The 18,807-nt window shown below is 69.2% G+C and carries 17 protein-coding genes; 13 read left to right on the top strand and 4 right to left on the bottom strand.

What is annotated here, in order from left to right; all coding sequences use genetic code 11:
- Positions 1-66: 66 nt before the first annotated feature.
- The gene (gene thrC / locus AB4078_RS02075) at positions 67-1,488 is read right to left on the bottom strand and encodes a threonine synthase (protein WP_440731586.1); all 1,422 of its coding nucleotides are present in this window, start codon (positions 1,486-1,488) and stop codon (positions 67-69) included.
- A gap of 246 nt (positions 1,489-1,734) precedes the next feature.
- On the opposite strand from thrC, the gene leuA reads away from it, so the two are divergent.
- The gene (gene leuA / locus AB4078_RS02080) at positions 1,735-3,498 is read left to right on the top strand and encodes a 2-isopropylmalate synthase (protein WP_441975777.1); all 1,764 of its coding nucleotides are present in this window, start codon (positions 1,735-1,737) and stop codon (positions 3,496-3,498) included.
- 130 nt (positions 3,499-3,628) lie between these two features.
- Here the strand turns inward: leuA and AB4078_RS02085 are convergent, their stop codons facing one another.
- On the bottom strand, positions 3,629-4,315 hold the full coding sequence (locus AB4078_RS02085; protein ID WP_440731588.1) for a trimeric intracellular cation channel family protein: 687 nt from the start codon (positions 4,313-4,315) through the stop codon (positions 3,629-3,631).
- A gap of 35 nt (positions 4,316-4,350) precedes the next feature.
- On the opposite strand from AB4078_RS02085, the gene recO reads away from it, so the two are divergent.
- Both recO and AB4078_RS02095 read left to right on the top strand, forming a co-directional pair.
- The gene (gene recO, locus AB4078_RS02090) at positions 4,351-5,079 is read left to right on the top strand and encodes a DNA repair protein RecO (protein ID WP_440731589.1); all 729 of its coding nucleotides are present in this window, start codon (positions 4,351-4,353) and stop codon (positions 5,077-5,079) included.
- Positions 5,076-5,885 (top strand): isoprenyl transferase, encoded by an 810-nt coding sequence (locus AB4078_RS02095; RefSeq protein WP_441975778.1) that lies wholly within the window; start codon positions 5,076-5,078, stop codon positions 5,883-5,885. Before recO ends, AB4078_RS02095 begins: the two co-directional genes overlap by 4 nt.
- A 232-nt stretch (positions 5,886-6,117) precedes the next feature.
- Here AB4078_RS02095 and AB4078_RS02100 read toward each other — a convergent pair whose 3' ends face one another.
- The gene (locus tag AB4078_RS02100; RefSeq protein WP_441975779.1) at positions 6,118-7,584 is read right to left on the bottom strand and encodes a DUF222 domain-containing protein; all 1,467 of its coding nucleotides are present in this window, start codon (positions 7,582-7,584) and stop codon (positions 6,118-6,120) included.
- Positions 7,585-7,919: 335 nt separating this feature from the next.
- On the opposite strand from AB4078_RS02100, the gene AB4078_RS02105 reads away from it, so the two are divergent.
- The 9 genes from AB4078_RS02105 to AB4078_RS02145 all read left to right on the top strand — a co-directional run bounded on the left by AB4078_RS02105 (position 7,920) and on the right by AB4078_RS02145 (position 17,199).
- Complete coding sequence (locus AB4078_RS02105; RefSeq protein ID WP_441975780.1) at positions 7,920-8,921, top strand: TerC/Alx family metal homeostasis membrane protein; 1,002 nt, start codon at positions 7,920-7,922, stop codon at positions 8,919-8,921.
- Positions 8,922-9,102: 181 nt separating this feature from the next.
- On the top strand, positions 9,103-10,569 hold the full coding sequence (gene leuC / locus AB4078_RS02110; RefSeq protein ID WP_441975781.1) for a 3-isopropylmalate dehydratase large subunit: 1,467 nt from the start codon (positions 9,103-9,105) through the stop codon (positions 10,567-10,569).
- Between the two features lie 2 nt (positions 10,570-10,571).
- Positions 10,572-11,168 (top strand): 3-isopropylmalate dehydratase small subunit, encoded by a 597-nt coding sequence (gene leuD / locus AB4078_RS02115; protein WP_441975782.1) that lies wholly within the window; start codon positions 10,572-10,574, stop codon positions 11,166-11,168.
- Positions 11,169-11,243: 75 nt separating this feature from the next.
- Positions 11,244-12,605, top strand: coding sequence for a UDP-N-acetylglucosamine 1-carboxyvinyltransferase (gene murA, locus AB4078_RS02120; RefSeq protein ID WP_441975783.1), 1,362 nt, complete (start codon positions 11,244-11,246; stop codon positions 12,603-12,605).
- A 1-nt stretch (position 12,606) separates the two neighbouring features.
- Positions 12,607-13,359: a lysophospholipid acyltransferase family protein gene (locus tag AB4078_RS02125; protein ID WP_440731595.1), complete on the top strand. Its 753-nt coding sequence runs from the start codon at positions 12,607-12,609 to the stop codon at positions 13,357-13,359.
- Positions 13,349-14,500: an NAD(P)H-dependent glycerol-3-phosphate dehydrogenase gene (locus AB4078_RS02130; RefSeq protein WP_441975784.1), complete on the top strand. Its 1,152-nt coding sequence runs from the start codon at positions 13,349-13,351 to the stop codon at positions 14,498-14,500. The genes AB4078_RS02125 and AB4078_RS02130 overlap by 11 nt, the downstream gene beginning before the upstream one ends.
- Positions 14,406-15,488 (top strand): D-alanine--D-alanine ligase family protein, encoded by a 1,083-nt coding sequence (locus AB4078_RS02135; RefSeq protein WP_441975785.1) that lies wholly within the window; start codon positions 14,406-14,408, stop codon positions 15,486-15,488. The genes AB4078_RS02130 and AB4078_RS02135 overlap by 95 nt, the downstream gene beginning before the upstream one ends.
- A 75-nt stretch (positions 15,489-15,563) precedes the next feature.
- Positions 15,564-16,487 (top strand): LysR family transcriptional regulator, encoded by a 924-nt coding sequence (locus AB4078_RS02140; RefSeq protein WP_441975786.1) that lies wholly within the window; start codon positions 15,564-15,566, stop codon positions 16,485-16,487.
- Between the two features lie 133 nt (positions 16,488-16,620).
- Positions 16,621-17,199 (top strand): hypothetical protein, encoded by a 579-nt coding sequence (locus AB4078_RS02145; protein WP_441975787.1) that lies wholly within the window; start codon positions 16,621-16,623, stop codon positions 17,197-17,199.
- A gap of 19 nt (positions 17,200-17,218) precedes the next feature.
- On the opposite strand, the gene AB4078_RS02150 is transcribed toward AB4078_RS02145, so the two are convergent.
- On the bottom strand, positions 17,219-17,746 hold the full coding sequence (locus AB4078_RS02150; RefSeq protein WP_440731600.1) for a DUF3515 domain-containing protein: 528 nt from the start codon (positions 17,744-17,746) through the stop codon (positions 17,219-17,221).
- 23 nt (positions 17,747-17,769) lie between these two features.
- Here AB4078_RS02150 and thiL point away from each other — a divergent pair, with 23 nt between their 5' ends.
- Positions 17,770-18,804, top strand: coding sequence for a thiamine-phosphate kinase (gene thiL, locus AB4078_RS02155; RefSeq protein ID WP_441975788.1), 1,035 nt, complete (start codon positions 17,770-17,772; stop codon positions 18,802-18,804).
- Positions 18,805-18,807: the final 3 nt, after the last annotated feature.

Genomic DNA, 18,807 nt, shown 5'->3' on the forward strand with positions numbered 1-18,807 from the left:
ACCCGTCGCCCCGAGGTCGTCCGCGAGCGGGCGCGCTGTGCGCGTGCCCGCTCCCGCACGCGAGGATCAGTGCAGCGCACTCGTCTCGATGATCGTGCGCAGCGCCGCCTCGTCGTTCGCGATCTCGGTGACGCGCTGCGGGGCCGCGAGCAGGGCCTGCAGCTCGTCCGACAGCGGCAGCTCGATCCCGAGCGCTTCGGTGATGGTCTCGCCGAACTTCTCCGGCTTGGCGGTCTCGAGCACGAGCATGGGCACGCCGTCCTCGATGAACGTGCTCGCGACCTTCACGCCGTCGGCGGTGTGCGGGTCGATGATCGTTCCGCTCGCGTCGTGCACGGCGCGGATCGTGGCGAGCCGGTCTTCGTGCGTGCTGGTGCCGCTCACGATCCCGAACTCGTCGGCGAAGCGCGGCAGATCCGCGGTGAAGTCGAAGACGCCGGTGCGGGCGAGGTCGTCCCAGGCCCCGACGACGCGCTGCGGGTCGCGGCCGACGAGGTCGTAGATGAAGCGCTCCAGGTTCGATGCCTTGGAGATGTCCATCGACGGGCTCGACGTCGCGAGCGTCTGTGCCGCGCTGCGCGGACGGTAGAGCCCGGTGCGGAAGAACTCGTCCAGCACGTTGTTCTCGTTCGCGGCGAGCACGAGACGGCGGATCGGCAGGCCCATGCCGCGCGCGAAGAAGCCGGAGAGAATGTTGCCGAAGTTCCCGGACGGCACCGCGAAGGACACCTCGAAGCCGTCCCGCTCGGCAGCGGCGAGGCCGTCGGTCGCGCGCAGCCACGCCCAGAAGTAGTAGACGACCTGCGCGGTGATGCGGGCGAGGTTGATCGAGTTGACCGCGCCCAGGTGCTGCGCGTTCTTGAAGTCGAGGTCGCCGGCGAGGTCCTTGACCAGGTTCTGGCAGTCGTCGAAGACGCCGTCCACGGCGATGTTGTGCACGTTCGCGTCCTGCAGCGAGTACATCTGCGCGCGCTGGAACGGGCTCATCCGTCCCTGCGGCGAGAGCATGAAGACGCTGATCCGGTCCTTGCCGCGGAGGGCGTGCTCGGCCGCCGAACCGGTGTCGCCCGAGGTGGCGCCGACGATGTTCAGCACGCCGCCCGTGCGCTCGAGGGCGTACTCGAGCGCCTGCCCGAGGAACTGCATCGCCATGTCCTTGAACGCCAGCGTCGGCCCTTCGGAGAGCCCGACGAGCGTGATCCCGCCGCCGATCGGCGTCAGCGGCACGGGCTCGGCGAACACCGCGGGGGAGTACGCCGCCGCGCACAGCTCCGCCAGATCCTCGCGCGGGATGTCGGTCGCGAACAGGCCGAGCACCTCGGTCGCCAGCTCCGCGTAGTCGAGTGCCCGCCAGGACTCGAGGGTCGCCGCGTCGACCTCGGGCAGCCGCTCCGGGACGAGCAGGCCGCCATCGACGGCCAGGCCCTCCAGGAGCGCCTCGCTGTAGGTCTTCGGCTCCCCGCCACCGCGGGTGGAGATGTACTGCACGAGTTGCTCCTCGATTCTCGGGCGTCTCGGATCCGCTCGTAGGGGGTGCGGATCCGCGTGCATCGATTCTCGCAGGTCCGTCACAGCCCTGACGCCCCTGTGTCGCCGTGCTAGCATGACGGCATGCGCGCAGGCGGTCTGCTCCTTCTTATCTGCCGCGACGAGTCCCGTCTCTGAGGGCCCCACTCGTCGCGGTGTTCGTGTTGGCCCGCTCCCACACTTGAAGCGACGAGAAGAGCAACCCTCATGAAGAACAACCAGCGCCCCACCTCGATGCCGGTCCACAAGTACCGGCCGTACCACGAGCAGATCGCCGTCGATCTGCCCGACCGCACCTGGCCCTCGGCCCGCATCACGAAGGCGCCGCGCTGGTGCGCGGTCGACCTGCGCGACGGCAACCAGGCCCTCATCGACCCGATGTCCCCTGAGCGCAAGCGCGTCATGTTCGAGCTGCTCGTCGGCATGGGCTACAAGGAGATCGAGGTCGGCTTCCCGTCCGCGAGCCAGACCGACTTCGACTTCGTGCGCCAGCTCATCGAAGAGGACCTGATCCCGGACGACGTCACGATCCAGGTCCTGACGCAGTGCCGCGAGCACCTCATCGAGCGCACCTACGAGGCGATTGCCGGCGCCAAGCAGGCCATCGTGCACTTCTACAACTCCACCAGCGTGCTGCAGCGCGAGGTCGTGTTCCGTTCCGACCGCGAGGGTGTCAAGCAGATCGCGCTCGAGGGCGCGCGCCTGTGCCGCGAGTTCGAGAAGCGGATCCCCGACACCGAGGTCTACTACGAGTACTCGCCGGAGAGCTACACCGGCACCGAGCTGGAGTACGCCGTCGAGGTCTGCAACGAGGTGCTGGAGATCCTGCAGCCGAGCCCCGGTCGCAAGGTCATCATCAACCTGCCGGCCACCGTCGAGATGGCGACCCCCAACGTCTACGCCGACTCGATCGAGTGGATGAGCCGTCACCTGAACCACCGCGAGAACGTGATCCTCTCGCTGCACCCGCACAACGATCGCGGCACCGCCATCGCCGCCGCGGAGCTCGGCTACATGGCCGGCGCGGACCGCATCGAGGGATGCCTGTTCGGCAACGGCGAGCGCACCGGCAACGTCGACCTCGTCGCGCTGGGCATCAACCTGTTCACGCAGGGCATCGACCCCGAGATCGACTTCAGCGACATCGACCAGGTCAAGCGCACCGCCGAGTACTGCAACCAGCTGCCCGTGCCCGAGCGCAGCCCCTGGGCCGGCGATCTCGTCTTCACCGCGTTCAGCGGATCCCACCAGGATGCGATCAAGAAGGGCTTCGAGGCCATGGCCGCGAAGGCCGAGGCTCAGGGCGTCACGGTCGACGACATCGAGTGGGGCGTGCCCTATCTGCCGGTCGATCCCAAGGACCTGGGCCGGTCGTACGAGGCAGTCATCCGGGTCAACTCGCAGTCCGGCAAGGGCGGCGTCGCTTATCTGCTGAAGACGGACCACGCGCTCGACCTGCCGCGCAAGCTGCAGATCGAATTCTCCGGCGTCGTGCAGGGCAAGACCGACGCCGAGGGCGGCGAGGTCACCAGCGAGCAGATCTGGGAGATCTTCACCGACGAGTACCTGCCCGCGTCGGCCGACGACGCCAAGTGGGGCCGGTTCGAGCTGCTCGGCACCCGCACGAACAGCGACATGTCCGGCGAGGTCACCCTCGACGTCGTGCTGCGCGACGACGAGGAGCGCGTAGAGGCCGAAGGCCGGGGCAACGGTCCGGTTGCGGCGTTCATCGAGGTGCTGCGCGAGCGCGGCTTCGACATCGCCCTGTACGACTACGTCGAGCACACTCTGTCGACCGGTGGCGACGCCCAGGCGGCCGCCTACGTCGAGCTGCAGGTCGGCGACCAGCGCCTGTGGGGCGTCGGCATCGACGGTGACATCTCCACGGCGTCGCTCAAGGCGATCGTGTCCTGCGTGAACCGTTCCATCCGTGCGCGGGCCGCCGCCGAGGCGGACCTCGTCAGCGCCTGAGCGCCCGCGCGAAGCTTCTCCGCACCGTCACCCCGTGTGCGGAGGATCCGTCCGCGGCGCAACCGTCCGCGTGACTGCGCCTGCGCCGCGAGTCCGGCAGAACCTGCCGAGCCCGGGGCGCAGGCGTGTCTCAGGGGCGGATGATCGGGATCATCCCGGTCTCGGCGGCGACGCGCCGGCGATACAGGGCGCGCTGCTCGGGCAGCGACAGGTCGAAGACCACGGCGAGCACGCGGATGATCGCGGTCAGGACGATGCCGATGATCGCGGCCGGCACGATGCCCATGCCGAGTGCGTGCGCGACCACGATGAAGGCGCAGCCCGCGCCGGCGGCGACCGCGTAGAGGGAGCCGACGTGCATGATCGACACCGGCAGGCCCATGAGCATGTCGCGGAGGACACCTCCGCCGGCGGCGGCGCAGACGCCGATGAACACAGCGGGGACCTCGGGCAGGCCGAACGCGATCGCCTTGCTCGTGCCGAAGGCGCCGAACATGCCGATCACCACGGCGTCGAGGCCGACGACCACGGCGTTCAGGCGCTGGAAGAGGCCAGCGAGCAGCATGCCGATGAGCGCCGCGCCTCCGGCGGTGAGCAGGTACCAGTTGCTGTGCAGCGATGCGGGCGGCTGGCCCAGCAGGATGTCGCGGATGAGACCGCCGCCCATGCCGATCATGATCCCGATGATGGCCACGCCCAGCAGATCCAGGCGGCGTTCACCCCGGAAGCCGCTCGCGAACATGGCGCCCTGCACGCCGCCCAGGCCCACGCCCAGCAGATCGGCCCACAGCGGGATGGTGAAGGTCGGTTCGGTCACAGCTCTATTGTCCCCGGGAGTGGGATGATCGAGGAATGCCCACCTACCGAGACGAAGCGGTGATCCTGCGCACCCACAAGCTCGGTGAGGCGGACCGGATTGTCACGATGCTCTCGCGTGCACACGGCAAGGTCAGGGCCGTGGCGAAGGGGGTGCGCCGCACCTCGTCGAAGTTCGGCTCGCGTCTCGAGCCGTTCATGGTCGCGGACGTGCAGCTGTACCAGGGGCGTTCGCTCGATATCGTGCAGCAGGCGGAGTCGCTCGGATCCTACGGCGCCGACATCGCCCTGCACTACGACCGCTACACGGCGGCGAACGCCATGGTCGAGACGGCCGATCGGCTGAACGACGCCGAAGCGACGCCCGAGCAGTATCTGCTGCTCGTGGGCGGGCTGCGGGCTCTCGCGCGCGGCGAGCACGCCTCCCGCAGCATCCTGGACTCCTACCTGCTGCGCGTCATGGCGCTGTCGGGCTGGGCGCCGTCGTTCGACGACTGCGCGCGCTGTGCGAAGCCCGGATCGCACACGGTGTTCGTCGCCCAGATGGGCGGCATCGTCTGCGATGAGTGCGCACCCGCGGGCAGCCCGCGCATCCCCGCCACGGCGCTCGATGTGCTGCGCGCCCTGATCGCGGGGGACTGGGAGCGGGTCGACTCCGCCTCCGTCCGCGACACAGCCGCCGCATCCGGCCTCATCGCCGCATACGCCCAGTGGCATCTCGAGCGGGGGATCCGCTCGCTCTCGCTCGTGGAGGGAACCCGTTGAGCCCCAAGTCGTACACGCACAAGGACGCCGTCCCGTACCGTCCCTTGGACTGGACCGGCGCGCAGCCGCCCGCGTTCCCGGCCGTGCCGAACCATGTCGCGATCGTCATGGACGGCAACGGCCGCTGGGCGAACCGGCGCGGACTCAACCGCATCGAGGGGCACAAGGCGGGGGAGGAGGTGCTGCTCGACGTCGTCGCCGGCGCCATTCAGGCGGGTGTCAAGCACCTCAGCGTCTACGCATTCTCGACGGAGAACTGGGCCCGGTCTCCGGAGGAGGTGCGCTTCCTCATGGGCTACAACCGTGACGTGCTGCACCGTCGCCGCGACCAGCTCAACGAGTGGGGCGTGCGGATCCGCTGGGCGGGGCGCAGGCCGCGCCTGTGGGGCTCCGTCATCAAGGAGCTGGAGTACGCGTCCGAACTGACGCGCGGCAACGACACCCTCACGCTCACGATGTGCATCAACTACGGCGGACGCGTGGAGCTCGTGGACGCGATGCGCGCGATCGCCGAGGACGTGAAGGCAGGGCGGATGCGCCCGAGTGCGATCACCGAGAAGGCGATCCGCCGGCACCTGTACATCCCGGACATGCCGGATGTGGACCTGTTCCTGCGCAGCTCGGGAGAGCAGCGCACGTCGAACTTCCTGCTCTGGCAGTCCGCCTACGCGGAGATGGTGTTCCTCGACACGCTGTGGCCCGACTTCTCCCGCGAAGAGCTGTGGCGTGCGATCGGGATCTACCTCTCCCGGGATCGTCGCTTCGGCGGGGCGGTGGACGTACCGGACGTTGCGGCGGGCGCCTGATCTCCTGGGCGTGAACGCAGCTGAGGATCTGGACGGATGACACATCCGGGGAAGCCGCCCACGGCTCTCGGGCCCGAACGGCGGGAACGAACGCCACATCCGCCGGAGTCGCCCACGGCGTCGCGCGTCTCCCATACCGTGATTCGGCGAGTTCGGGCGCACGTGCCATTGGCTGGACACGCCCCCCAAGCGCGCCCAGCCCCGGCCTGACCGTGCCTCCGCGAGGCACCGTTCAAGCAGCGGGGCGGAATCGTCGCGGTGAGGGATCGATATCGCCCCACGCGTATCGCAGCGGCAGCCGTGTGCGCAGCAGGGCCTGTGCGCGGCCACCGTCAGGGTGATGCAGCACGAAGTCGGCCTTCCCTTCGCGTGTGATCCGCCATCCGCCGTGATGGAGTTCCATGTGATGGAACCGACACAGCAGGATCCCTCGGTCGATGTCGGTGCGGCCCTGATCGCGCGCCCACTCGTCGATGTGATGGGCCTCGCAGTAGGAGGCTGGTCTGTCGCAGCCGTTCCACCGGCATCCGCCGTCCCGGATCGCGAGGCCGATCCGCTGCTTCGAGGTGAACAGGCGTGATTCCCTGCCCACGTCGAGCGGGTTCCCGCACGAGTCGACCGCGACGACGAGGGCTCCCGTGTCGCAGATGCGTCGTTCCGCGACGGTGGCGGGGAGTGCGGTGAGTCCGTCTTCAGTGACCGCAGTCGGCGCTGGCCCATGGTTCCGGTCGGTGACCTGCACGAGCCGGAGTCCCACTTGCCTGCTGCCGAGCACGGCGTCCGCATCGGCGAGTGCGCCGGTCCGGACCAGATCCAGGAGCAGGTCGTACGCCAGCTGGTCATTCGAGCGCGGATCGGTGGCCAGAGCCTCGGCGTGCATCTTCTCGTCCGGGTCGACGAATCGCGGGCCGCCCCTGCGAGGGCGCAGCGCGGCGGCGAAGATCGCGTCGACGAACGCCCCGCCCTCGTCATCGAAGGCGATCGATGCCCGGCGCGCGCCGTCCAGATCGAACCAGGTTCGGAACGACCGGCGCTCGTACCGAGCCAGGAATCGGGCTTCCGCTCCGTCGGAATCGAGGATGTCGCGGATCGTTCGCGCAGATGCGCCCAGTTCCTCCACAGTCCGCCGGGCTGCCTCGTCGATCAGCTGTGTCGTGGCTTGCGCCCACGCCTCGACAGCCCCCTCTGGTGGGTCACCCAGTCCTCGCCGGATCGCGTCGAACTGCGCCGACGTCAACGTCCCCGCCCGCAACCCGCTCCGGAGCGTCTCCCGCCAATCGCCGAAAGGCGACAGTTCTGGTCGCGGCCTGTCGGGTGAGCCCACGTCTGCACCCTCGGACGCGGCGTCTCCGTGTGCGTCGTCGAGAAGGGCCTCCCCAACCCGCACCTGTCGCGCCGCCTCGCCCTTGGCCATGCCACCGAGCTCTTGGATCAGCGACGCCGCTGACCGGTGCCCGAGTCGCTGCGCGAGACCGGAATGCCCTGCCTCCCGTGAGGAGCGCTCCGCTATCACCCCAGCGCTCATCACCTGGATCTGCTCCACCAGCGCCCCGACCTGACCGGCTTCACGACGCACCGCGACCACTTCCACATCCTCGAGGCCGGCGATGATCGCCTGAACTTCGGACGCAGACGCTCCCGCGTTGACTCGCCCTGCCAGGGTCGGGATCAATGCCGCGATCGCATCCAACGTCGTCATACATCCATTCTCGAGGGGGACACCGACATTCGAACCCCAGTTCAGGAGCTTTTTCCAAACCGTGCACAACTTGCGCACACTCTCACTTGTGGAGGACGATCGGACATGCCGGCCCGCGCCAGTCCAGGACCACATCACACGCGCGACGGGGGATACCTCCACGAGTCCACGAACCGTGGACCCCGCGCTTGCCGTAGACTGGGCGACGCGAAGGGGAGTATTCCGACTTCACGCGATCGTCATCACGAGGCCCGCCGCCGGGCCTCCGGGCGCGTGACCGCCGTTTGGTGGGGAAGAGACTTTCGGCCGTTGACCGACCCCCTCGAAAGGCCCTTGTGGACGTTCCCGTCTGGTTCGAAGTCGTCTCGCTCGCCGTCCTGCTGCTGATCCTGATCGGCGATCTGCTGATCGTGCGCTGGCGCCCGCACATCCCCTCCACCAAGGAGTCCACCCTCTGGGTGGTGTTCTACGTCGCGTTGGCGCTCGGTTTTGCGGGACTCCTGCTCGCGGTCGCGGGCGGCCAGCATGCGGGGGAGTTCCTCACCGGCTGGGCGCTGGAGTACAGCCTCTCGATCGACAACCTCTTCGTGTTCGTGCTGATCATGGCCCAGTTCTCGGTGCCGCGGAAGCTGCAGCAGGAAGTGCTGATGGTGGGCATCATCATCGCCCTGGTGCTGCGCGGCGTCTTCATCCTGCTCGGCGTCACGATCATCGAGAACTTCGCCCCGGTCTTCTACCTCTTCGGCGCCTTCCTCATCTGGACCGCGATCCGTCAGGCGATGCCGGAGAAGGCACAGGAGGACGAGACAGCCGCGAAGGAGAGCTTCGCCGTCCGCTTGGTGCGCCGCATCGTTCCCGTCAGCGATGAGTTCGACGGTCCGAAGCTGCGCACCATGGTCGACGGCAAGCGCGTCTGGACGCCGATGATCATCGTCTTCGTCACGATCGGCGTGACGGATCTGATGTTCGCGATCGACTCGATCCCGGCGATCTTCAGCATCACGCAGAACAGCTTCCTGGTGTTCACCGCGAACATCTTCGCCCTGATGGGGCTGCGCCAGCTCTACTTCCTGCTCGGCGACCTGCTCGACCGGCTGCGCTACCTGCACTACGGCATCGCCGTGATCCTCGCCTTCATCGGCGTGAAGCTCGTGCTGCATGCGATGCACGAGAACAGCGTGCCGTTCATCAACGGCGGCCAGCCCATCGAGTGGGCGCCCGACGTGCCGATCTGGCTGTCGCTCACCGTGATCGTCGTCGCGATGCTCGGCGCCACCGGCGCGAGTCTGATCGCGTCAGGGCGCGAGAAGCGTCAGGAGCGCGCGCTCGCGGAGTGACCCGTCCGGTGCTTCGCCCGGCTCAGGGTGGGTGGGAAACACCCACCCTGACCGGGGGTAAACTCGTGGCCATGCAGGCGGTGCAGCTTCTCCTTAGCAGCCGCGGCGAGACCTCGATCTAGGCCTCTCTCGCCGCGGAGTCTCGCGTGGGCCGCACCTTGACCCTCTGGAGAAGCAACGCATGAATGACGCAGCCCCCCGCCCCCGGACGCTGGCCGAGAAGGTCTGGGACGACCACCTCGTGGTGAAGGGCGAGAACGGCGAGCCCGACCTCATCTACATCGACCTGCACCTGGTGCACGAGGTCACCAGCCCTCAGGCCTTCGACGGGCTGCGGGCCGAAGGGCGCCCGCTGCGCCGGCTCGACCTGACGATCGCCACGGAGGACCACAACACTCCGACGCTGGCCATCGACAAGCCGATCGCCGACCTCACCAGCCGCACGCAGATCGAGACGCTGCGCCGCAACGCCGCGGAGTTCGGCGTGCGCCTGCACTCCCTGGGCGACGCGGAGCAGGGCATCGTGCACGTGGTCGGACCGCAGCTGGGGCTGACCATGCCCGGCATCACCGTGGTCTGTGGCGACTCGCACACCTCCACGCATGGAGCATTCGGCGCCATGGCGTTCGGCATCGGCACCAGCGAGGTGGAGCACGTCATGGCCACCCAGACGCTGCCTCTCAAGCCTTTCAAGACCATGGCGATCACCGTCGAGGGAACGCTGCGCCCCGGCGTCACCGCGAAGGACATCATCCTCGCCGTGATCGCCAAGATCGGCACGGGCGGCGGACAGGGCTACGTGCTCGAGTTCCGCGGCAGCGCCATCCGCGCCCTCTCCATGGAGGGGCGCATGACGATCTGCAACATGTCGATCGAGGCCGGCGCCCGCGCGGGCATGGTCGCCCCGGACGAGACCACGTTCGCTTACGTGCAGGGCAAGCCGCACGCGCCGCAGGGGCAGGACTGGGATGACGCGGTCGCGTATTGGCGCACGCTCCCGACCGATGAGGGGGCGACGTTCGACGCCGAGGTGTTCATCGACGCCGACGAGCTGGAACCGTTCGTGACGTGGGGCACCAACCCGGGCCAGGGCAGCTCGCTGTCCTCCGCGGTTCCGGACCCCGCGCAGATCGCCGATGCCAACGAGCGCAGCGCGGCCGAGCGGGCTCTCGAGTACATGGATCTGACGCCGGGTACTCCGCTGAAGGACGTGAAGGTCGACGCCGTGTTCATGGGATCCTGCACGAACAGCCGGATCGAGGATCTGCGCGCCTTCGCGTCGGTCATCAAGGGCAAGAAAAAGGCCGAGGGCGTGCGCGTCATGGTCGTGCCCGGATCCGCCCGTGTTCGCCTGGAGGCCGAGGCGGAGGGTCTGGACAAGGTCTTCACCGAGTTCGGCGCCGAATGGCGATTCGCGGGCTGCTCGATGTGCCTGGGCATGAACCCCGACCAGCTCGCGCCCGGTGAGCGCTGCGCGTCGACAAGCAACCGCAACTTCGAGGGCCGCCAGGGTAAGGGCGGGCGCACTCACCTCGTCTCGCCCCTCGTCGCGGCAGCCACCGCCGTGCGCGGCACGTTGTCCAGCCCGAGCGACCTGGAGGTCGCCGGATCAGTCGAAGCGCCCGTCGCGGCCGGATCGGAGGCCTGAGCATGGAGAAGTTCACCACCCACACCGGTGTCGCAGCGCCGCTGAAGCGCTCCAACGTCGACACCGATCAGATCATCCCCGCGGTGTTCCTCAAGCGGGTCACCAAGACCGGTTTTGAGGACGCGCTCTTCCACGCCTGGCGTCAGGACCCCGAGTTCGTGCTCAACCAGGACCCCTTCCGGAACGCGTCCGTGCTCGTGGCGGGTCCCGACTTCGGCACCGGATCCAGTCGCGAGCACGCGGTCTGGGCACTGCGCGACTACGGCTTCGCCGTCGTGCTGAGCCCCCGCTTCGCGGACATCTTCCGCGGGAACTCCGGCAAGCAGGGCCTGCTCGCCGCGACCGTCGACGAGGCCGACATCGAGCGGATCTGGGCGCTGATCGACGAGGATCCCGGGAAGGAGATCACGGTCGATCTGGAGGCGCGCACCGCCACGATCGGCGACTTCCAGACCTCCATCGGGATCGACGATTACACTAGATGGCGGCTCCTCGAAGGGCTCGATGACATCGGGCTCACGCTGCGCAACGAAGACAAGATCGCGCAGTTCGAGGCCCGTCGCGAGTCGTGGCGGCCACGTACGCTTCCTGTTCTCTGAATCGGACGCGGCCGTGAGCCTAGGGCATCCGCCCGGCGGCTCCGGCCGCGCTCGTTCCACAAGAAGAGGCCCTGAATGACGACACCGCTGCACGAGACCACGCTCGCTTCGAAGCCTTCGGGCGATGTCCTGGCAATCCGCGGCGGACGTCCACTGCACGGCAGGGTGGACGTGAAGGGCGCGAAGAATCTCGCGACCAAGGCGATGGTGGCCACCCTCCTCGGCGAGACCGCGAGCACCCTGCGAGACGTCCCCGACCTCTCCGACGTCGCCGTTGTCCGCTCGCTGCTCGAGGTGCACGGCGTGCGCGTCACCGAGGGCGACGAGCCCGGCGCGCTGATCTTCGACCCGAGCGACGTCGAGTCGGCGCACTTCGAGGAGATCGACGCCCACGCGGGCGCCTCCCGGATCCCGATCCTGTTCTGCGGCCCGCTGCTGCACCGCCTGGGCCAGGCGTTCATCCCCGACCTCGGCGGCTGCCGCATCGGCGACCGTCCCATCGACTTCCACCTCGACGCGCTGCGCAAGTTCGGCGCGACCGTCGAGAAGCTGCCCAGTGGCATCCGCCTGTCCACGGGCGGCAGCCGTCTGCACGGCGCCAACATCCATCTGCCGTACCCGAGCGTCGGAGCGACCGAGCAGGTCCTCCTGACCGCGGTGCGCGCGGAAGGCACGACGGAGCTGCGCAACGCGGCCATCGAGCCGGAGATCATGGACCTGATCGCGGTGCTGCAGAAGATGGGCGCGATCATCTCCTACGAGCCCAACCGGGTGATTCTCATCGAGGGCGTGGAGAAGCTGCGCGGTTACGATCACCGCTCGATCTTCGACCGCAACGAGGCTGCGTCCTGGGCGTCGGCGGCGCTCGCGACCGACGGCGAGATCTTCGTCGGCGGCGCCAAGCAGCAGGAGATGCTGACGTTCCTCAACGTCTTCCGCAAGGCCGGCGGCTGGTTCGACGTACGCGAGGACGGAATCCTGTTCCGCCGCGACGGAGAGCTCAAGCCGGTGATCGTCGAGACCGACGTGCACCCGGGCTTCATGACCGACTGGCAGCAGCCTCTCGTCGTCGCGCTCACGCAGGCGCAGGGTCGCTCGGTGGTGCACGAGACGGTGTACGAGAACCGGATGGGCTTCACCGGCGCACTGATCAAGATGGGCGCAGACATCGTCGTGCACCCGCACGGCCTGCAGGACGGCCCGCGACGTGTCGCACGCCGCGACCTCGAGCAGGCGGCGGTCATCACCGGCCCGACCCCGCTGCACGGCGCAGACATCGTGGTGCCGGACCTGCGCGGCGGCTACAGCCACGTCATCGCCGCGCTCACCGCGACCGGCGAGTCGAGGGTCTCCGGCGTCGACATCCTCAGCCGCGGCTACGAGAAGTTCCTCGACAAGCTCACCGCACTGGGCGCCGACTTCGACGTGATCGGCTGACATGCGCGCGACCGCCGAGAAGACCCGCCCGAGCCTGTTCTGGTTCCTCGGGGTCTTCGTGGTGCCGTTCGTCTCGTTCCTGGCGAAGATCCGAATCCGCGGCGCCGAGAGGCTGCCCCGCGAAGGCGCCTTCGTGCTGGCGCCGAACCACTACTCGGAGTTCGACCCGCTGATCGTCGCGGTCGCCGTGTGGCGGCTCGGCCGCGCGCCCCGTTTCATGGCGAAGGAGAGCCTGTTCCGCGTGCCGGTCCTGGGCTGGGCGCTGCGCGGCACGGGGATGATCCCCGTGGCCCGGGCCTCGTCCGCCGCGGCGGCGAAGCAGACGCTGGTGCAGTCCGAGGAGCTCGTGAAGCACGGACGCGGGGTCATCGTCTACCCGGAGGGCACGCTCACCCGGGATCCGGAGCTGTGGCCGATGCGCGGCAAGACCGGTGCCGTCCGCCTCGCCCTCGCCGGAGAGATCCCGCTGATCCCGATGGCCCAGTGGGGCACGCAGAACATCATGGGCCGCTACCAGAAGGGCCTCCGCCTCTGGCCGCCGCGCAAGAAGGTCGACGTGCTCATCGGGGATCCGGTCGACGTCTCCGACCTGTACGGTCGAGGAGGCGAGCGTGCCGCGCTCGTGGAAGCGAACGACCGGCTCATGGCCGCCATCACGGTGCTCCTGGAGGAGCTCCGCGGCGAGAAGGCTCCCGCCGAGCGGTGGAATCCGACCGAGCACGGCCAGAAGGAGACGGGGCGTCTTGACTCCTAGGAACGCGGCCCCGCGCACCGCCTCGATCCCGCTCGGGCCGCGCGTGACGGTGATCGGTGCCGGGAGCTGGGGGACCACCTTCGGAAAGATCCTGGCCGACGGCGGCGCGCAGGTGACGATGTGGGCGCGCCGACAGGAGCTGGCCCACGAGATCGCCGAGGCGAAGCGCAACTCGCAATACCTCTCCGGCATCAACCTGCCACGATCAATGACGGCCACGCATCACCTGGCCGAGGCGATCCAGGGCGCCGAGCAGGTGTACCTCTCGGTGCCGAGCCAGACGCTGCGGGAGAACCTCAAGGCACTGCGTCCGCTGTTGCAGAACTCCGACGTCCCCGTGGTCAGCCTCATGAAAGGCGTCGAGAAACGCACCGGCCTGCGGATGAGCCAGGTCATCGAGCAGGAGCTGCGCTGCGACCCCGACCGGATCGCGGTCGCGAGCGGCCCCAACCTGGCGCTCGAGATCGCGCGCGAGCAGCCCACCGCGGCCGTCATCGCCTCCAACAGCCAGGAGACGGCCGACATCGTGGCGCGCACCGCGCGCAACCACTACTTCCGCAGCTTCGTGAACACCGACGTGATCGGCACCGAGTTCGGCGGCGTGCTGAAGAACCTCATCGCCGTCGCCATCGGCATCGTCGACGGCGTCGGCTACGGCGAGAACACCAAGGCGTCGATCATCACGCGGGGTCTGGTCGAGATGACCGACTTCGCGGTGGCGAACGGCGCACAGCCGGGGACCCTGCAGGGTCTGGCCGGCCTCGGCGATCTGATCGCGACGTGCCAGTCGCCGCTCAGCCGGAACAACACCGCCGGGCGCCTGCTCGGTCAGGGATACAGCTTCCAAGACGTGGTCAAGCAGATGCAGCAGACAGCCGAGGGACTCGCGTCCGTCGCGCCGATCCTGCAGCTGGCCCGCGCCGCCGGCGTGGAGATGCCGATCGTCGAGCAGGTGAAGATGGTGCTGGACGGCACCATGGATCCGCGCGACATCGCCCCCCATCTGACCACCGACGACGACACCCCGCAGGGGGAAGGGACGGGCAATGGACAAGCAGACGGTGGTGGTGCTCTTCGGAGGGCGCTCCAGCGAGCATTCGATCAGCTCCGCCACGGCGGGAGGGGTGCTGCGCGCCCTTGACCGGGAACGCTACGACGTCATCCCCGTCGGGATCACCCGCGAAGGAGCGTTCGTCCTGGAGGACGACGAGCCGGACAAGTTCCCGCTCGACGCCGCGCATCTGCCCGAGGTCGTGGACAACGGCACTCGGATCCAGTGGCCGGAGCCCGGCGGGATCCGCACGCTGCGCGTGACGCGCGCCGACGGCACGATCGAGGACCTCGGTGCGATCGATGTGGTGCTGCCCCTGCTGCACGGTCCGCACGGCGAGGACGGCACGCTGCAGGGCTACTTCGACACGCTCGAGGTGCCGTACGCCGGCGGCGGGGTGCTGGATTCGGCGCTGTGCATGGACAAGCACTTCATGAAGGTCGCGCTGCAGGCCGCTGGCATCGCCGTGGCGCCCTGGATCACCGTGCGCGCGCGGCAGTGGGCGCAGGATCCCGAGAGCGTGCGCGCTGCCGCGGCCGGGCTCGGATCGCCGCTGTTCGTGAAGCCGGCCCGTGCCGGGTCGAGCGTCGGCGTCTCGAAGGTGACGGATCCCGCGGAGTTCGACGAGGCCATGCGGATCGCTCTGGCCGAGGACGACAAGGTGCTCGTGGAGACCGGAGTGGTCGGCCGTGAGATCGAGGTCGCGATCCTCGAGGGCGCCGAGGGGCCGCGCGCTTCGGTGCCGGGCGAGATCGTGCTGACGTCCCGGGGCTTCTACGACTTCGAGGGCAAGTACCTCGGCGGAGACGGCGTGGACGTGGTCTGCCCGGCAGAGCTGGACGAGGCCGAGATCGGCGCGATCCAGGACGCCGGCATCAGCGCGTTCGAGGCGGTCGACGGACGCGGTCTCGCACGCGTCGACATGTTCCTCACGGCCGACGGCACCCTCGTCGTGAACGAGCTGAACACGATGCCCGGCTTCACTCCGATCTCGATGTTCCCGAAGTGCTGGATCGCCTCGGGGCTCAGATACCGCGATCTCATCACCGAGCTGATCGAGGCGGGTCTGCGGCGCTGATCCTGCCCTCTTGCGCGCTCTTCGGCGCAGGGGCATCCTGGCGTTCTGCAACGCCCGTGCCGAGGGGAGGATGCGGTGGACATCATCGCGCTGACCTCCTTCCTCGCGGTAGTCCGTCATCGCCATTTCGGGCGCGCGGCGGCGGAACTCGGGGTATCGATCTCGGCCGTGACCAAACGGGTGCAACGGCTGGAGACGGAACTCGGGATCCCGCTCATCGAGCGGGACTCCGGAGGCGTGTTCGGCCTCACCGCGGCAGGGCGCCGGTTCCTCCAGTTCGCGCCGCGGGTGCTGGAGGCTGCTCAGGCCGCGCAGCTCGCGGCCGTCGCGGAGCCGGCAGAGCGGTTACGCGTGGCGTTCCCCGCCGGCGTGGATGCGGTGGCCCCGCTGATGCCGGCTGCACTCGCGACGCTCGAACTCGCGCTCTCGCACGCCTTTCCCGGCGTCGGCGTCGTGCTCGTGCCGACAGCATTCGAACGGCTGGATCCTGACCTGGCCGACGGCACCGTCGACGCCGCGCTCACGTTCGGCGTCTCGGAGTCCGAAGAGGTGTCCTCGACACGGCTCGGGGAACTGCGGCGCGTCGGCCTGATCCCGACCGGACACCCCTATACCCATCGACGCAGCGTGCCGGTGGCGGAGTTCGCCCGGCAGCCGCTGCTGTATTCTCCGGAGCTGCCGGCGAGCTACATGGATCCGTTCGTCCTCGCGGACGTCCGACCGCTCGCCGACGCGGCGCTGGTCCGGCTGCCGGCGTCGCGAACGTCGGACGTCGCCGGGCAGCTGCTCGTGGGGTCCGGGATCACCGTGGTTCCCGCTGCCCTGGTCGCGACCCTGCCGCCCGCGTTGAAATGGGTCGAGCTCGACGGTGTCCCGGCGTGCTGGTACTACATGCATCATCGGTCAGCGGACGTCAGACCCGAGCTCCTGGCGATGATCGCGCTGTTCGCGGACTTCACCGAGGCGATCACCCGGGCCGCACCGTCCGCGCGACGCTGAGCGATGCCGGGCGTTCGTCCGCTGTTTCCGCAGAGGAAACGATCCCGCGGACCGCCCGCTTCCCTGATAGAACGTCAGCATGATCGGGCCGCGATGTGCGGCGCGGCGTCGTGGGGCGCGAGAAGGAGCGGTCATGAACGCGACGAGGCGAACAGGAGTGGTGCTGCCGATCGCGATCGGCGCGGTCGGGGGCCTCGGCTGGGCCGCCTCCATGCGCGGCATGATGGCGCAGCTCGCCGGCTTCGAGTCGGAGTTCCATTGGCTCGGAACGTTCGGCTTCATCCTTGTGCCGGGGACGATCATGGGCGCTCTGTTCGGCTGGGCCTTCGCCCGCCGGATCGCGGGCCGCCGGCGTAGAGCCGCCTGGCTGACGCTCGCGCCGTTCGTCATGCTCGCGGATCCGGCGACCCTGCCGCTGCTGGCGGCGTTCATCGGCGCCGGCTTCCTGTTCTCCGACCGAAGCCGGCCGTGGGTGCGCCGGCTCGCCGGGGTCTCCTCGTTCGTGTTCCTGGCCGCGGTGCCGATCGGTGCGGCGTTCGTCATCGGCGTCACGACGCCGCACGGCGCATGGCTGACGATCCAGCTCGCCACGCTGATCTGGATCCCGGCTCTCGCCGAGATCCTCCTGCAGCACCGGCGCGATGACGATCATCCCGCGGTCGATCCGGTACCGACGGCGTCGTTGACGGGAGTGGCGGGCGCGCCCGACTGAACCGTCCTGAGCGCTCGCGTCAGCCGGCCGGAGTCGGAGCCGGTGTCGCCGTGTCCGCCCCGGGCCGATCGGTGCAGGCGTGCGTGGCGGGGATGGTCGCGATCGCCGCAGCGAGGCTCTTATTGCCGATCACGTCATTGGCGCTGACACCCTTGCCCGGTGCATCGGGCTTGCTGTTGATGTAGAGCTGCACGGCGGGCTTGCGGCCGTACGTGGTGAGCGTGAGATAAGGGCTCTTGGAATCGTCCACGAGCCAGTCGATGCCCTGCAAGGAGATGCACTGCAGAGCGCTCGTCGGCTCCGCCTCCGGCAGGCCGCAGGTGAGCAGCACCACGGAGGGGTCGCCCCACGCCGCGGTGGCCTGGGCATCCGTCCAGCGCCGATCGTGCCCGTCGATCGACGGGACGTTGCTCAACCGCACCGACACATCCGCGCAGCGCGGGTCGTTCGCGTCGTCCGCGGGGTTCAGATGCACCGTCGAGCTGCACCCGGCCAGCAGCGCCGTCGCGAGCACGAGGACGGTGGCGACGGAGAGACGGCGGGGCATCCCTCCAGGCTACCGTTGAGAGCATGGTGGACCTTTCAGCTCCCGGATCCGATGCGACCGCGGAGGCTCCCCGATCCGACGATCCGATGATCGGCGAGGTGAGCGAGGGACGCGTGCTGCGCACGATCCTGGCGCGCACGCCCGCGGGGCGCGACACTGTGCTCGGTCCGGGAGACGACGCCGCCGTGATCGCCGCGCCCTCCGGTTCGGTCGTCGCGACCACCGACACGCTCGTGGAAGGGCCGGACTTCCGCGCGGCCTGGTCGAGCGGTTACGACCTGGGGTGGAAGTCGGCGGCCGTGAATCTCGCGGACATCGCCGCGATGGGGGCGCGCCCGACGGCGCTGCTCGTGGCGCTCGCGGTGCCGAAGGATCGTCGGCTCTCCTTCGTCGCCGCGATCGCCGACGGCTTCCGCGAGGCGTGCGCCGCGCTCGCTCCGGGATGCGCGGTCGTCGGCGGCGATCTGACCGTGTCGGCGACGCTGATGATCGCCGTGACGGCGCTCGGGGACTTGGAAGGGCGTGCGGCTGTCACACGGGCCGGCGCCCACGTGGGGGATGACCTCGCGATCGCGGGCGAGATGGGCCTCGCCGGGCACGGCCTCTCCGTGCTGTTCCGGCGCTTCCACCCCGACGGCGTGGCGGTGCCGGTGGTCGCCGCCGCCCTGACCGAGGGCGAGGCCGATGCGATCGCCGCCCAATTGCGCCCCGCGCCGCCGATCGGACTCGGCCCGACGGCCGCGATCGCCGGGGCCACCGCGATGATGGACGTCTCCGATGGCCTCGCGTTGGATGCGGGCCGCATGGCCGAGGCCTCCGGCGTGACGCTCGCGCTGGAGCGGTCTGCCCTGGGGGCGCATCCGCACCGGGCGCTCGCCGGCGGCGAGGACCACGCCCTGCTCGCCACGTTCCCTCCGGGGATGCTGCCGCCGGGCTTCCGGCGGATCGGATCCGTGGTCGCGGCCGTGACCGACGCTCCGGTGCTGTGCGACGGCGAGCCGGTCGGCCCGCTCGGCTGGGACCCTTACCGCGATGCGGGAGCCGACGCTCCGCACTGATCG

The organism is Microbacterium sp. 2MCAF23 (assembly GCF_052115565.1).
In the GTDB taxonomy this organism is placed as follows: Bacteria; Actinomycetota; Actinomycetes; order Actinomycetales; family Microbacteriaceae; genus Microbacterium.